General features: G+C 74.5%; 3 protein-coding genes. All 3 read left to right on the top strand.

From position 1 onward, the window contains the following. The first annotated feature begins 12 nt into the window (after positions 1-12). Genes AB0J55_RS41750 through AB0J55_RS41740 form a run of 3 tightly spaced genes read left to right on the top strand, consistent with a single transcriptional unit; the run spans position 13 to position 16,572 of the window. Positions 13-5,475 (top strand): type I polyketide synthase, encoded by a 5,463-nt coding sequence (locus AB0J55_RS41750; protein WP_364262289.1) that lies wholly within the window; start codon positions 13-15, stop codon positions 5,473-5,475. A gap of 25 nt (positions 5,476-5,500) precedes the next feature. Then, the gene (locus AB0J55_RS41745; protein WP_364262286.1) at positions 5,501-15,778 is read left to right on the top strand and encodes a type I polyketide synthase; all 10,278 of its coding nucleotides are present in this window, start codon (positions 5,501-5,503) and stop codon (positions 15,776-15,778) included. A 17-nt stretch (positions 15,779-15,795) separates the two neighbouring features. Then, positions 15,796-16,572: an arylamine N-acetyltransferase gene (locus tag AB0J55_RS41740; protein ID WP_364262283.1), complete on the top strand. Its 777-nt coding sequence runs from the start codon at positions 15,796-15,798 to the stop codon at positions 16,570-16,572. Positions 16,573-16,588 lie beyond the last annotated feature (16 nt).

Here is a 16,588-nt window from a genome sequence, read left to right as displayed (position 1 = left end):
AGGAAGAGTCCAGTGGCCGATGAGACGCAACTGCGCGATTACCTCAAGCGGGCGATCGCGGACGCCCGCGACGCCCGCAAGCGGCTGCGCGAAGCCGAGGACGACGCCCGGGAGCCGATCGCCATCGTCTCCATGGCGTGCCGGTACCCCGGCGGCGTGTCGACGCCCGAACAGCTGTGGCAGCTGGTGGCCGACGGCGTCGACGCCGTCGCCGACTTCCCCGCCGACCGCGGCTGGGACCTGGACAGCCTGTTCGACTCCGACCCCGACCGCGCCGGGACGTCGTACACCAGCCAGGGCGGGTTCCTGCAGGGCGCGGGCCTGTTCGACGCGGGCCTGTTCGGCATCTCGCCGCGCGAGGCCGTCACCATGGACCCGCAGCAGCGGCTGCTGCTGGAGACGTCCTGGGAGGCGCTCGAACGGGCCGGCGCCGATCCGTTTTCCCTGAAGGGCAGCGACGTCGGGGTGTTCTCCGGGCTGTCCACCCAGGGCTACGGCGCCGGCGGCGGCGTGGTCCCGCCGGAGGCGGAGGGCTTCGCGGGCACGGGCGCGGCGACCTGCATCGCGTCCGGCCGCGTGTCCTACACGTTCGGGTTCGAGGGCCCGGCCGTCACGATCGACACCGGGTGCTCGTCGTCCCTGGTGGCGATGCACCTTGCGGTGCAAGCACTGCGGCAGGGTGACTGCTCGATGGCGCTGGCCGGCGGCGCGATGGTGATGGCGACACCCGGCTCGTTCCGGTCGTTTTCGCGGCAGCGGGCGCTGGCCGCGGACGGCCGCTGCAAGGCGTACGCCGAGGGCGCGGACGGCACTGGGCTGGCCGAAGGCGTCGGCGTGGTCGTGCTGGAGCGGCTTTCGGTGGCGCGCGAGCGTGGCCACCGGGTGCTGGCCGTGATCCGCGGCAGCGCGGTGAACCAGGACGGCGCGTCCAACGGCCTCACCGCCCCGAGCGGCCCGGCGCAGCGGCGGGTGATCCGCAGCGCGCTGGCCAACGCCGGGCTGGCACCGTCCGATGTGGACGTCGTCGAGGGCCACGGGACGGGTACCGCGCTGGGTGACCCGATCGAGGCGAACGCGCTGCTGGCCACGTACGGGAAGGACCGCGACCCGGCGAAACCGTTGTGGCTGGGGTCGTTGAAGTCGAACATCGGCCACACGCAGGCCGCGGCCGGCGTCGGCGGCGTGATCAAGATGGTGCAGGCGCTGCGGCACGGCGTGCTGCCCCCGACGCTGCACGCGGACGAACCCACCAAGGAAGTGGACTGGTCGGCGGGCGCGGTCGAGCTGCTGACCGAGGCCCGGGAGTGGCCGGCCGACGGCCGCCCGCGCCGGGCCGCGATCTCCTCGTTCGGCATCAGCGGCACGAACGCCCACCTGATCCTGGAAGAAGTCCCGCCCCAAGACCTCGTGAGTGAGAAACAGGGTTCTAGCACTGTTTCTCACTCACGACCGGGTGTGGTGCCGCTGGTGGTTTCGGGGCGCACCACGGCGTCTCTGGCCGGCCAGGCGGACCGGCTGGCCGGGTTCCTGGAGCAGGCCGACGTGCCGCTCGAGGAGGTGGCCGGGGCGCTGGCCGCGGGCCGGGCGGTGCTGGACAAGCGTGGCGTCGTCGTCGCGGCCGACCGCGAAGAGGCGATCGCGGGGCTGCGGGAAATCGCGGCGGGCCAAGGCGTCGTGGGCGACGGCGCCCGTGACGGCGGGGTCGTCTTCGTGTTCCCCGGCCAGGGCACGCAGTGGGTCGGGATGGGCCGGGAGCTCCTCGCGGAGTCGCCCGTGTTCGCGGCCCGGATGGCCGAGTGCGACCGGGAGATCGCGGCGCTGACCGGCTGGTCGGTGCTCGACGTCCTGCGGGCCGACGAGGGCCTGGACCGCATCGAGGTGCTGCAGCCGGTGCTGTTCGCGGTGATGGTGTCGCTGGCCGCGGTGTGGGAAGCGGCCGGGATCCGGCCCGACGCCGTGGTCGGTCACTCGCAGGGCGAGGTCGCGGCCGCGCACATCGCGGGCGTGCTGAGCCTGGCCGACGCCGTGCGCGTGGTCGTGCTGCGCAGCGACCTGTTCGCGCGGCGGCTGGTCGGCCACGGCGCGATCGCGTCCGTGGCGTTGTCCGCCGACGACGTCCGGGACCGCCTCGCCGGGCACCCCGGGCTGAGCGTGGCCGGGCGCAACGGCCCGGGCGCGTGCACCGTCGCGGGTGACGACGAGTCCCTGCAGCGGTTCCTGGCCGAGTGCGCGGCCGCCGACGTGCGAGCGCGGATCGTGCCCAGCACCGTCGGCTCGCACACCGCCCAGGTGGAGCCGCTGCGGGACGAGCTGCTGGACCTGCTGAAGGACGTGCGGCCCGAGCCGGGCACGGTGCCGTTCTACTCGACCGTCAAACCCGGCGTGCTCGACGGCGAACGCCTGGAAGCGACGTACTGGTACGAAAACTGCCGGCACATGGTGGACCTGCACGGCGCGGTCGACGCACTGCTGGACGACGGGCACCGGTTCTTCGTCGAGGTCAGCCCGCACCCGGTGATGGTGCAGCCGATCACCGGCATCGTGGACGAGGCCGGCGTGGACGCCGTGGTCGGCGGCTCGGTGCGGCGCAACGACGGCGGCCTGCGGCGGCTGCTGACGTCGACGGCCGAGCTGTTCGTCCGCGGGGTCGCGGTGGACTGGCGCGGGATGCTGCCCGCCGTCCCGCCCGGCCGCGTGACCCTGCCGACGTACGCGTTCGACCAGGAGCACTACTGGCTGCAGCCCGCCGACGCGGACACCGACGCGGCGTCGCTCGGCCAGGCGGCGGCCGAGCACCCGCTGCTGGGCGCGGTCGTGTCGCTGCCGCGGTCCGGGGAGATCGTCTTCACCTCGCGCCTGTCGGTGCGGACGCACCCGTGGCTGGCCGGCCACACCATCGGCGGTGCCGTGGTCCTGCCCGGCAGCGGCCTGGGCGAGCTGGCCGTGCGGGCCGGTGACGAGGCCGGCTGCTCGGTCCTCGACGAGCTGACGATCGAGACGTCGCTGGGCGTACCCGAGACCGGCGGTGTCCGGGTCCAGGTCGTGCTGGGTGCGCCGGACGAGCGTGGCGCCCGCACGGTGGAGGTGTATTCCGTCGGCGACGAAGCCGACGAGTGGACCCGGCACGCCACCGGCACCCTCTCCGCGGCGCCGGTCGGGGCCGCGGACTTCGACTTCACCGCGTGGCCGCCGCAGGGCGCCCAGCCGGTGGAAGTGGACGCCGGGCTGTTCTACGACGACCTCGCCGAGCGCGGATTCGGCTACGGGGCCGCCTTCCAGGGCCTGCAAGCGGTGTGGCGGCGCGGAGACGAGGTCTTCGCCGAGATCGCGCTGCCCGAAGACCTGCGGGACGACGCCGCCGCGTTCGGCGTCCACCCGGCGCTGCTGGACGCGGCCCTGCACCCGGCCATGCTGACCGCCGACGGTGACCTGGACGACGAGGGCCTGCGGCAGCCGGCCGGGTGGCGCGGGCTCGTGCTGCACGCGGCGGGCGCCTCGGCACTGCGCGTACGGCTGGCGCCCGGATCGGACGGCGTCTCGCTCCAGGCGGCGGACGGGACCGGTGCCCCGGTGCTGTCGGCCGACGAGCTGGAGCTGCGGCCGGTGTCCGGCGAGCGCCTCCCGGCGGCCCCGGCCCGCGCGGGCTCGCTGTTCGAGGTGGCCTGGACCCCGCTGCCCGCGCCCGCCGGACTGCCCGCCCCGCTGTGGGTGGAGGTGGCCGGCGCGGACCAGGTGACGGCGTTCGCCGAGGACGTGCCACCGGGTGCGGTGGCGGTCCTCGAAGCGGCCGGTGACGCCGGTTCCGTGCTGGAGCTGACCACCCGGGTGCTGGCCGTCGTGCAGGCGTGGCTGGCCGCCCCCGACACGGACTCGCGGCTGGTCGTCGTGACCCGCGGCGCGGTCGCGGCCGGCGGGACCGCGGTGACCGACCCGGTCGCGTCGGCGGTCTGGGGTCTCGTCCGGGCGGCCCAGTCCGAGAACCCGGACCGGATCGTGCTGCTGGACCTCGACCCCGCGGCCGGCGACGGACTGGAGGCGGTACTGGGTGGCGTGCTGATGACCGGGGAGCCGCAGATCGCGGTGCGCGGGGGAACCCTGTCCGTGCCGCGGCTGGCGCGCGCCGCCGAACAGCCGGAGTCGTCCGCGGTCTTCGGTCCGGAAGGGACGGTCCTCGTCTCCGGCGCCGGCGCGCTGGGCGGGCTGGTGGCCCGGCACCTGGTCGAGCGGCACGGCGTGCGGCACCTGGTGCTCGCCAGCCGCCGGGGTCTCGACGCCGAAGGCGCGAAGGACCTCGTCGCCGACCTCACCACCCTCGGCGCCGACGTCTCGATGGCGGCCTGCGACCTGGCCGACCGCGACCAGGTGGCGGCGCTGCTGGCCGCCGTGCCGGCCGAACACCCCCTGACCGGGGTGGTGCACACGGCGGGCGTCCTCGACGACGGCGTCATCGGGACCCTGACCGAGGACAAGCTGGCCCGGGTGTTCGCCCCCAAGGTCGACGCGGTGCGGCACCTGGACGAGCTCACCCGGGACATGGACCTCGGCGCGTTCGTCGTCTACTCGTCCGCCTCGGGTGTGCTGGGTGCCGCCGGCCAGGGCAACTACGCGGCGGCGAACGCCTTCCTGGACGGCCTGATGGCGAGCCGCCAGGCGGCGGGCCTGCCCGGGCTTTCGCTGGCCTGGGGCCTGTGGGAGCTGGCGACCGAGATGATCGCCCACCTCGGCGGGGTCGACAAGGCGCGGATGAGCCGCGGCGGCGCCGTGCCGATCACCGCGGCCGAAGGCATGGACCTGTTCGACGCCGCCCTCCGGTCGGGGCAGCCGCAGCTGGTGCCGGTCAAGCTGGACCTGCGCGAGGTCCGGGCCGGCGCGAAGCACGGTGGCGCGATCCCGCCGCTGCTGCGCGGGCTGGTCCGGGTGGGCAGGCAGCAGGCGAAAACGGCGTCGGACGGCGACGGCGAGCTGGTCCGGCGGCTGGCCGGGCTGGCCGCCGCCGAGCAGGAGGCCCTGCTCGTGGAGCTGGTCCGCGAACGGGCGGCGGCCGTGCTCGGGCACGGCGGCGCCGAGGGCGTGCCGGCCGAAATGGCGTTCAAGGACGCCGGTTTCGACTCGCTGACGTCGGTGGAGCTGCGCAACCGGCTGCGCGAAGGAACCGGCCTGAAGCTGCCCGCCACGCTCGTCTTCGACTACCCGACCCCGCTGGTCCTCGCCCGGCACCTGCGGGCCGAGCTCGGGGTCAGCGAGGACGCGCTGTCCCTCGTGCAGGCGAAGATCGAGGACGTCGAGTCCCTGCTCAGCGGCCTCGACCTCGACGACTCCGCGAAATCGGGCCTCACGCTCCGCCTGCAGGGCCTGGTCGCGATGTGCAACGGCGTGCTCGGCCAGGACGGCACCGCCACCGCGGCGGACCACCTGGAAGCCGCCTCCGCCGACGAGGTCCTCGAATTCATCCACGACGAGCTCGGGCTCGTCTGACGCACCCTCGGTGAGGAATCGAAGAATGGCTACGGACGAGAAACTCCTCAAATACCTCAAGCGCGTCACGGCCGAACTGCACGACCTGCGCAAGCAGGGCTCGCGGCACGCTGACGAGCCGCTCGCCATCGTGGGCATGGCGTGCCGGCTGCCGGGTGGGGTGTCCTCGCCCGAGGAATTCTGGCGGCTGGTGGTCAACGGGGTCGACGCCCTGTCCGACTTCCCCGACGACCGCGGCTGGAACCTGGAGGGCTTCTTCGACCCGGACCCCGACCACCCGGGCACGTCCTACGCCAGCCAGGGCGGCTTCCTCGACGGGGCCGGGCAGTTCGACGCCGGCTTCTTCGGCATCTCGCCGCGCGAAGCGCTGATGATGGACCCGCAGCAGCGGATGCTGCTGGAAGCGTCGTGGGAGGCGTTCGAGGACGCGGGCGTCGACCCGGCCACCTTGAAGGGCACCGACGTCGGGGTGTTCTCCGGCCTGTTCACCCAGGGCTACGGGACGGGCGCCGGGACGATCCCGCCGGAACTGGAGGGCTACGCGGGCACGGGCAGCGCGTCGAGCGTCGCCTCCGGGCGCGTCTCCTACACCTTCGGCTTCGAGGGGCCCGCGGTCACGATCGACACGGCGTGTTCGTCGTCGCTGGTCGCGATTCACCTTGCGGCGCAGGCGTTGCGGCTCGGCGAGTGTTCGATGGCGCTGGCCGGTGGGGCGACGGTGATGCCGACGCCCGGCACCTTCGTGGCGTACTCCCGGCAGCGGGTCATGGCCGTCGACGGGCGCAGCAAGGCGTTCTCGTCCACGGCGGACGGCACCGGCTGGGCCGAGGGCGTCGGCGTGGTGCTGCTGGAGCGGCTGTCGGTGGCGCGGGAACGCGGGCACCGGGTGCTGGCCGTGCTGCGTGGTTCGGCGGTGAACCAGGACGGCGCCTCGAACGGCCTGACCGCGCCGAACGGGCCGTCGCAGCAGCGGGTGATCCGCAAGGCGCTGTCCGGAGCCGGGCTGTCACCGTCCGATGTGGACATCGTGGAGGCGCACGGCACGGGCACCGCCCTCGGTGACCCGATCGAGGCGCAGGCGCTGCTGGCCACCTACGGCAAGAACCGGGATCCGGAGAAGCCCTTGTGGCTGGGCTCGGTGAAGTCGAACGTCGGGCACACGCAGGCCGCCGCCGGCGTGGTCGGGCTGATCAAGATGGTCAAGGCCCTGGAGCACGGCGTCATGCCGCCCACCCTGCACGTCGAAGAGCCGACGCCGCAGGTGGACTGGTCGGCCGGCGCGGTCGAGCTGCTGACCGCGGCACGGGAGTGGCCGTCGGACGGCCGTCCGCGCCGGGCCGGGGTGTCCGCCTTCGGGATCAGCGGGACGAACGCGCACGTGATCATCGAGGAGGCGCCACCGCAGCAGGCGGACGCCGTCGAACCGGAACCGGCGGGCGCGGTGCCGCTGGTCGTGTCGGCGAAGAACCCAGGTTCCCTGGCGGCGCAGGCAGGTCGGCTGGCGTCTTTGCTCTCCGACGGTGACGTGTCGTTGGCGCGGGTGGCCCGGGCGCTGGTTTCGAAGCGGGCGACCTTCGGTGAACGTGCGGTGGTGGTGGCCGGTTCGGCCGAGCAGGCGATCGCGGGATTGACCGCGTTGGCCGGAGGGGCGAGCGCACCCGGTGTGGTGACCGGCAGTGCGGGCGCCCCGGGCAAGGTCGTGTGGGTCTTCCCGGGCCAGGGTTCGCACCGGTCCGGGATGGGCCGGCAGCTGTACGAGCGGTACCCGGTGTTCGCGGCGGCGTTCGACGAGGCGTGCGCGCAGCTGGACGAGCACCTGGCCGGCTGGGTCGACCACCCGGTCCGGGAAGTGGTGCTGGGCACCGCGGCCGGCAGCGCGGAGCTGCTCGACCTGACGGTGTTCACGCAGGCGGGGCTGTTCGCGATCGAGACGGCCCTGTTCCGGCTCGTCGAGTCCTGGGGCGTGCGACCCGACGTGGTGGCCGGGCACTCGATCGGCGAGATCGCCGCCGCCCACGCGGCGGGGGTGCTGTCGCTGCCGGACGCCGCTCGCCTGGTCGCGGCCCGGGGCCGGCTGATGCAGGCGCTGCCGCCCGGCGGGGTGATGGTCGCGGTGGCCGCGAGCGAGGCGGAGGTCGCCGGGCTGCTCGGCGACGGCGTGGAACTCGCGGCGGTCAACGGCCCGGCCGCCGTGGTGCTCTCGGGCGAGCACGACGCCGTCCTCGCCGCGGCCGACCGGATGCGGGAGCGGGGGCACAAGACCAAGCAGCTGACGGTGTCCCACGCCTTCCACTCGTCGCTGATGGAGCCGATGCTGGCCGCGTTCACCGCCGAGCTCGCCGGTGTCACCTGGCAGGAGCCGGAGATCCCGGTGATCTCCAACGTGACCGGCCGCCTGGCCGGGCCCGGCGAACTCACGGACCCGCGGTACTGGGCCGAGCACGTGCGGCGGCCGGTCCGGTTCGCCGACGGCATCGCGGCCGCGGCGGAGCTCGGCGGCACGCTGTTCGTGGAACTCGGCCCGGGCGCGGCCCTGAGCGCCCTCGTCGGGGAAACCGCCGGTGCTCCCTGCGTCCCGGCCCTGCGCGACGACCGCCCGGAAGAGCAGACGCTGCTGGCCTCGGTCGCCGGGCTGTTCGTGCGCGGGGTGGCCGTCGGCTGGGACGCCGTGCTGCCGCCCGCGGCCGGCTGGGTGAACCTGCCGACCTACGCCTTCGACCGCCGGAACTACTGGCTTTCCGGCACCGGCACGGCGACCGACGCGGCGTCGCTCGGGCAGGCCACGGCCGGGCACCCGATGCTCGGCGCGGTGGTGCGGCTGCCGCGGTTCGACGGCCTGGTGTTCACCTCGCGGCTTTCCCTGCGGACGCATCCCTGGCTCGCCGACCACGCCATCGGCGGGGCCGTGCTGGTCGCGGGCACCGGCCTGGTCGAACTGGCCGTGCGGGCCGGTGACGAGGCCGGCTGCCCGGTGCTCGAGGAACTGGTGATCGAGGCACCGCTGGTGGTCCCGGAGCAGGGCGGCGTGCGGGTGCAGGTCGCGGTGGGCGCGCCGGGGGAGACCGGCGTCCGCACGGTCGACGTCTACTCGCTGCGCGAGGACCAGGAAGGCGACGAGACCTGGACGCGGCACGCCACCGGCACCCTGACCCCGGCCGCCCCGGCCCCGCGCCCCGGCTACGACTTCACCGCGTGGCCGCCGCCCGGAGCGCAGCGGATCGAGGTCGGCGACTTCTACGCCGACCTGGCCGATCGCGGATACGCGTACGGGCCGGTGTTCCAGGGCCTGCACACGGTCTGGCAACGCGGCGACGAAGTCTTCGCCGAAGTCGCGCTGCCCGAGGACCGGCACGAGGAAGCCGGCCGGTTCGGCATCCACCCCGGTCTGCTGGACTCGGGGCTGCACGCCGGCATGCTCAAGGTCGCGGCCACCCCGGAGGACGAACTCGGCCCGCCCGCGCTGCCGTTCGCGTGGAACGGCCTGGTGCTGCACGCCGCCGGTGCGGCGGCGCTGCGGGTGCGGCTGGTGTTCGGCGGCCCGAACACCGTCTCACTGGAGGCGGCGGACACGACCGGCGGCCTCGTGGTGACGGCGGACTCGCTGGTGTCCCGCCCGGTGGCCGCCGAGCAGCTCGACGCCACGCCGTCGGTGACGCGCGACAGTTTGTTCCGGGTGGTGTGGACCGAACTGCCCCCGGCCGCCGCCGAAGGTCCGGTCACCGAGGTCTTCGAGGTGCCCAGCGGTGCGGACGCCTTCGACGTGACGTCCCGGGTGCTGGAAGTCGTGCAGGCGTGGCTCGCCTCGGCGCCCGCCGGGGACCCGCGGCTCGTGATCGTGACCCGGGGCGCGGTGCCCGCGGACGATCGCACGGTGCTCGACCCGGCCGCGGCCGCGGTCTGGGGTCTGGTCCGGTCCGCGCAGGCCGAGAACCCGGACCGGTTCGTGCTGCTGGACCTCGATCACGACGCTGACGTGACGGCGGTGCTCGGCCCGGTGCTGGCCACCGGCGAGCCGCAGGTCGCCGTCCGCGGCACCACGTTCACGGCCCCTCGCCTGGCCCGGGCCGAGGCCACCGCGGCCCCGGCGCGGTTCGACCGGGACTCGACGGTCCTGGTGTCCGGCGCGGGCTCCCTCGGAGCCCTCGTCGCCCGGCACCTGGTGACCCGGCACGACGTCCGCCGCCTGGTGCTCGCCAGCCGCCGGGGCCCGGACGCCGAGGGCGTGACCGAGCTGGTCGCCGAGCTCACCGGCGCGGGCGCGTCGGTCGCCGTCGTCGCGTGCGACCTCGCCGACCGGGACCAGGTCGCGGCGCTGCTCGAAACCCACCGGCCCACCGGGATCGTGCACACCGCAGGCGTGCTGGACGACGGCGTGATCGAGGCCCTGACCCCCGAGCGGCTGGCGAAGGTGTTCGCGCCCAAGGTGGCCGCGGTCCGGCACCTGGACGAGCTGACCCGCGACGGCGAGGTCACGACCTTCGCCGTCTTCTCCTCCGCCTCGGGCGTCTTCGGCTCCGCCGGCCAGGGCAACTACGCCGCCGCGAACGCGTACCTGGACGCCGTGGTGGCGAACCGGCAGGCCGCCGGACGGCCGGGGACGTCGCTCGCCTGGGGCATGTGGCAGCAGGACGACGGCATGACCGCGCACCTCGGCCAGTCCGACCAGGCCCGCGCCAGCCGCAGCGGCGTCCTGGCCATCACGGCGACCGAAGGCATGGACCTGTTCGACGCCGCCGTCGGCTCCGGGCAGGCCCTGCTGGTACCGCTCAAGCTGGACCTCAAGAGCACCCGGGCCGCCCGCGCGGAGGTGCCGCCCCTGCTGCGCGGCCTGGTCCGCGCGGGACGGCAGCAGGCGCGCGCGGCCGCCACGAGCACCGGCGGGCTGCTGCAGGACCTGGCCGGGCGCACCCCGGCCGAGCAGGAGGCGCTGCTGCTCGACCTGGTCCGCGGGCAGGTCGCGCTCGTGCTCGGGCACACCGGGCCGGAGAGCGTCCTCGAAAACACCGTCTTCTCCGACGCCGGGTTCGACTCCCTGACGGCGGTGGAACTGCGCAACCGGCTGCGGGAGACGACCGGGCTGAAGCTGCCCGCGACGCTGGTGTTCGACTACCCGACCCCGGTGGCGCTCGCCCGCCACCTGCGTGACGAACTCGGGGACACCCTCACCGGGACCGAGGTGGACCGCACCGCCCCGGTGGTCGCCGCGGCGGCGAACGAGCCGATCGCGATCGTCGGCATGGCGTGCCGCCTGCCCGGCGGGGTCGCCGGCCCCGAAGACCTGTGGCAGCTGCTGCTCGACGGCCGCGAAGGGCTGTCCCCCTTCCCCGACGACCGGGGCTGGGACCTGGAAAACCTGTTCGACGCGGACCCGGACAGCTCCGGCACGACGTACACCACCCAGGGCGGTTTCCTCGAAGGCGCGGGGCTGTTCGACGCGGCCTTCTTTGGGATCTCGCCGCGCGAGGCCGTCGCCATGGACCCGCAGCAGCGGCTGCTGCTGGAGACGTCGTGGGAGGCACTGGAAAGCGCGGGACTCGACCCGCACGTGCTGAAGGGCACCGATGTCGGCGTGTTCGCCGGCGTGTCCAACCAGGGCTACGGAATGGGCGCGGACGCGTCCGAAATGGAGGGCTACGCGAGCACAGCGGGCGCTTCGAGCGTCGTGTCCGGCCGGGTTTCGTACGTGTTCGGCTTCGAAGGCCCGGCGGTCACGATCGACACGGCGTGCTCCTCGTCCCTGGTCGCGATGCACCTGGCCGGGCAGTCGCTGCGGCAGGGCGAGTGCTCGATGGCGCTGGCCGGCGGCGTGACGGTGATGGGCACGCCCGGCACCTTCGTCGAGTTCTCGCGGCAGCGCGGGCTCGCCGGGGACGGGCGCTGCAAGGCGTACGCCGACGGCGCGGACGGCACCGGCTGGGCCGAGGGCGTCGGCGTCGTCGTGCTGGAACGGCTGTCGGTGGCCCGCGAACGCGGGCACCGCGTCCTGGCCGTGCTGCGGGGTTCCGCGGTCAACCAGGACGGCGCTTCGAACGGCCTGACCGCCCCGAACGGGCCGTCTCAGCAGCGGGTGATCCGCCGGGCCCTGTCCGGGGCCGGGCTGGCACCGTCCGATGTGGACGTCGTCGAGGGTCACGGCACCGGGACCGCCCTCGGTGATCCCATCGAGGCGCAGGCCCTGATCGCCACCTACGGCAAAAACCGCGAGACGCCGTTGTGGCTGGGGTCGTTGAAGTCGAACTTCGGGCACACGCAGTCGGCGGCCGGTGTGGCCGGCGTGATCAAGATGGTGCAGGCGCTGCGGCACGGGCTGATGCCGCGCACGCTGCACGTCGACCGGCCCACGACGCAGGTGGACTGGTCGGCCGGTGCGGTCGAGCTGCTCACCGAGGCACGGGAGTGGCCGTCGAACGGCCGTCCGCGCCGGGCCGGGGTGTCCTCGTTCGGGATCAGCGGGACCAACGCGCACCTGATCATCGAAGAAGCACCGCTGGAGCTGCGGCCGCCTGCCGAGGAGCCGCCGTCCGACGGGGTCGTGCCGGTGGTGCTGTCCGCCCGCAGCGCCGGTTCCCTGGCCGGGCAGGCGGCCCGGCTGGCGGAGTTCGTCGACGAGCCGCTGGCCACGGTGGCCGGAGCTCTGGCCAACGGGCGGGCCGTGTTCGGGGAACGCGCAGTCGTGGTGGCGGAGACCGCCGAGGAGGCGCGGGACAGCCTGGCAGCGCTGGCCCGCGGCGAGGAAGCGCCGGGCCTGGTGACCGGCCGGGTCCCCGCCTCCGGGCGGCCGGGCAAGGTCGTGTGGGTGTTCCCCGGCCAGGGGACGCAGTGGGCCGGGATGGGCCGTGAGCTGCTCGAAGAGTCCCCGGTGTTCGCCGAGCGGATCGCCGAGTGCGCGGCTGCGCTCGAACCGTGGATCGACTGGTCCCTGCACGACGTCCTTCGCGGCGAGGGCGACCTGGACCGCGTCGACGTCCTCCAGCCCGCGAGCTTCGCGATGATGATCGGCCTGGCCGCGGTGTGGTCGGCGGCCGGTGTGGTGCCGGACGCGGTGCTCGGGCACTCGCAAGGCGAGATCGCCGCGGCCTGCGTGTCGGGCGCACTGTCCCTTGAGGACGCCGCCAAGGTCGTTGCCCTGCGCAGCCAGGCGATCGCCGCGAAGCTCTCCGGGCGCGGCGGCATGGCGTCGGTCGCCCTGAGCGAGGACGAAGCCGTCATGCGGCTGGTGCCCTGGGCGGGCTGGGTCGAGGTGGCGGCCGTCAACGGCCCCTCGTCGGTGGTGATCGCCGGGGACGCCGAAGCCCTCGACGAAGCACTGGACTGCCTGGCGCGCCAAGGGATCCGCGTTCGGCGGGTGGCCGTCGACTACGCCTCGCACACCTGGCACGTGGAAGACATCCGCGACACCCTCGCCGAGGCACTGGCCGGGATCGAGGCGCAGGCCCCGCTGGTGCCGTTCCGCTCGACGGTGACCGGCGAGTGGATCACCGACGCCGGCGTCCTGGACGGCGGCTACTGGTACCGGAACCTGCGGCACCAGGTCGGCTTCGGCCCGGCCGTGACCGAGCTGCTCGGGTCGGGCCACGGCGTGTTCGTCGAGGTCAGCGCTCACCCGGTGCTGGTCCAGCCGCTCGGCGAACTCAGCGACGACGCGGTGGTCGCCGGGTCGCTGCGGCGGGCCGACGGCGGCCTCCGCCGCCTGCTGACCTCGATGGCCGAGCTGTTCGTCCGCGGGGCTGCGGTGGACTGGAGCGGGTTCGTGCCCGCCCCGGCCGGACCGGTGGACCTCCCGGCCTACGCCTTCGACCACCAGCACTACTGGCTCAGCCCGGCCGGGCCCGCGTCCGACGCCGTTTCGCTCGGCCTCGCCGGCGCCGACCACCCGCTGCTCGGCGCGGTCGTGCCGCTCCCGCAGTCCGACGGGCTCGTCTGCACCTCGCGGCTGTCCCTGCGGACGCACCCCTGGCTGGCCGACCACCTGGTCCGGGACGTGGTGATCGTCCCCGGCACCGGGCTGGTCGAGCTGGCCGTGCGGGCCGGTGACGAAGCCGGCTGCCCGGTGCTCGACGAGCTGGTCATCGAGGCCCCGCTCGTGGTGCCCCGCCGCGGTGGGGTGCGCGTCCAGGTCGCGCTGAGCGGGCCGGGCGAGGACGGCTCGCGCACGGTCGACGTCTACTCCCTGCGCGAAGACGCGGACACGTGGACGCGGCACGCCACCGGGGTGCTGGTTCCGGCCGGCCGCCGGACCGCGGCGTTCGACTTCACGGCCTGGCCGCCGCCCGGCGCGCAGCCGGTGGACATCACCGGGGCCTACGACGTGCTCGCGGACGTCGGCTACGGCTACGGCCCGGTGTTCCGCGCCGTCCGGGCGGTGTGGCGCCGCGGAGACGAGACCTTCGCCGAGATCGCCCTGCCCGCCGAACACCGCGAAGAAGCCGCCGAGTTCGGCATCCACCCCGCACTGCTCGACGCGGCCCTGCACTCGACGATGGTGGCCGCCGCTTCCGGCGACGCCGGGTCGTACGGGGACGAGGTGCGGCTGCCGTTCGCGTGGAACGGGTTGCGGCTGCACGCGGCGGGCGCCTCGGCGCTGCGGGTGCGGGTCGCCAAGGCGGCGGGGGAGGACCTGTCCCTCGAGGCCGTGGACGAGACCGGCGGCCTGGTCGTCACCCTGGACGCGCTGATCGGCCGCCCGGTGACCGACGACCAGCTGGCCACGGCGGAGGGCAGCGGCTCGCTGTTCCGCGTCGGCTGGACGCCACTGTCCCGGGTGGACAGTGCGCGGCCGGTGCCGTCGTGGGTGCCGGTGATCACCGCGGAAGACGTGGCGACGCTGGCCGACGACGTGCTCTCCGGCGTCACCGCCGCCCCGGAGGTGGCCGTCATGGAAGCCGGCGGCGGCCCGGCGCTGGACCTCACCGTCCGGGTGCTGGACGTGGTGCAGTGCTGGCTGGCCGGCGGCGGCCTGGAGGGTTCGAAGCTGGCGATCGTGACCCGCGGCGCGGTGCCCGCCGGCGACGGCGTCGTGACCGACCCGGCCGCGTCCGCGGTGTGGGGCCTGGTCCGGGCTGCCCAGGCGGAGAACCCGGACCGGATCGTCCTCGTGGACACCGACGCCGAGGTGGCGCCGGCCCTGGGCGCGGTGCTGGACAGCGGGGAACCGCAGGTCGCGGTGCGCGGCACGACCCTGTCGATCCCGCGCCTGGCCCGCGTCACCCCGCCGGGTGCGCCCGCGGTGTTCCCGGCCGGCGGGACCGTGCTGGTCACCGGCGGCACCGGGTCGCTCGGCGGCCTGGCCGCCCGGCACCTCGTCGAGCGGCACGGCGTGCGGCAGCTGCTGCTGGTGAGCCGTCGCGGGCTGGACGCCGAGGGGGCGAAGGACCTGGTCACCGACCTCACCGCGCTGGGCGCGGACGTCTCGGTGGTGGCCTGCGACGTCGCCGACCGCGACCAGGTCGCGGCGCTGCTGGCCGAGCACCGGCCGACGGCCGTGGTGCACACGGCCGGCGTGCCGTCCGCCGGGGTGATCGGGACGGTGACCCCGGACCAGCTGGCCGAGGTGTTCGCGGCCAAGGTCACCGCCGCCGACCACCTGGACGAGTTCACCCGCGGCACGGACCTGCGCGCGTTCGTCGTCTACTCCTCGGTCTCGGCGGTGTTCATGGGCGCCGGCAGCGGGGGTTACGCGGCGGCGAACGCGTACCTGGACGGCCTGATGGCCGCCCGGCGGGCGGCCGGCCTGCCGGGCCAGTCGCTGGCGTGGGGCCTGTGGGACCAGACCTCCGGCGGCATGGCGGCCGGTTCCGACGAGGCCGCCCGGGCCCGGATGAACCGCCGGGGCGGCCTGGTGGCCATGCAACCCGGAGAGGGCATGGAGCTCTTCGACGCCGCCCTCGCGTCCGGCGAGGCGCAGCTCGTGCCCGCACGGCTCGACCTGCGCGGACTGCGGTCCGCCGGGACGCCGGCGCCGCACCTGCTGCGCGGCCTGGTCCCGGCCGTCCGGCAGCAGGCGCGCGCAGCGTCCACAGTGGACAAGGGACTGGCGGACCGGCTGGCCGGCCTGACCCCGGAGCGGCGGATCGCGGTGCTGCTCGACGCGGTGCGCGCCCAGGTGGCCGGGGTGCTGGGCTTCGGCTCGGCGCACCAGATCGACGAGGACCAGGGGCTGTTCGAGATCGGCTTCGACTCCCTGACCGCCATCGAGCTCCGCAACCGCCTGCGGGCCATGACCGAACGGAAGCTCGCGCCCAGCGTCGTCTTCGACCACCCGACGCCGAAACTGCTCGCCGCGCACCTGCACGAACTCGTCTGAAGAGAAGGTGGTGAACCGTGTTCGACGTGAGTACCTACCTCCGGCGGATCGGCTGCGCCGGAGCCACCGGCGCCGACCTCGAAACGCTGCGGAGGCTGCAGAAGAGCCACCTCATGACGATCCCCTACAGCAGCGTCGCCTACGGCCTCCGTGACGCGACCGACGTGGTCGACCTCGACGAGGACGCCGTCTTCGAAACCAGCATCGCGCAGGGGAAGGGGGGCGCCTGCTACCACCTGAACCGGCTGTTCCACCGGCTCCTGACCGAGCTGGGCTACGACGTCTCGCCGCTCGCGGGCAGCACCACCGAAGGCCGCGAGACCTTCGGGACCGACGTCGAGCACATGTTCAACCTGGTCACCCTCGACGGCCGCGAATGGCTCGTCGACGTCGGGTACCCCGGCCCGACCTACCTCGAGCCGCTGCCGGTCGGCCCCGGCGTGCAGACCCAGCACGGGAGCCAGTTCCGGCTGGTGGAACGGGAAGCCGGGTACGCACTGCAACGCCGGGGCGCGGTCACCCGCTGGAGCGTCGTCTACACGTTCACGACGCAGCCCCGCCAGTGGAGCGACTGGAAGGAACTGGAGGACAACTTCCGGGCCCTCGTCGGGGACACCGATCGCACCGACCTGCAGGAGGTCCTGTGCGGCCGGGCGTTCGAAACCGGCCAGGTGTTCCTGCGGCAGCGCCGGTACCTGACGGTCCGGGACGGCCGCGAGCAGGTCCGCACGATCACCGACGACGACGAGCACCGCGCGCTGATCGGCCACGTGCTGTCCGGCGAGCTCGGCTGAACCGGGAAGGGAAGAC

It is taken from the genome of Amycolatopsis sp. NPDC049688 (assembly GCF_040674975.1).
GTDB lineage: Bacteria > Actinomycetota > Actinomycetes > Mycobacteriales > Pseudonocardiaceae > Amycolatopsis.
The sequence above is the reverse complement of the archived record's forward strand: the minus strand, read 5'-3'. Positions and strand labels throughout refer to the sequence as shown.

Bases quoted from the DNA above. Each gene is read 5' to 3' on its own strand.
- AB0J55_RS41745 (WP_364262286.1), top strand. From the start codon at position 5,501: ATGGCTACGGACGAGAAACTCCTCAAATACCTCAAGCGCGTCACGGCC.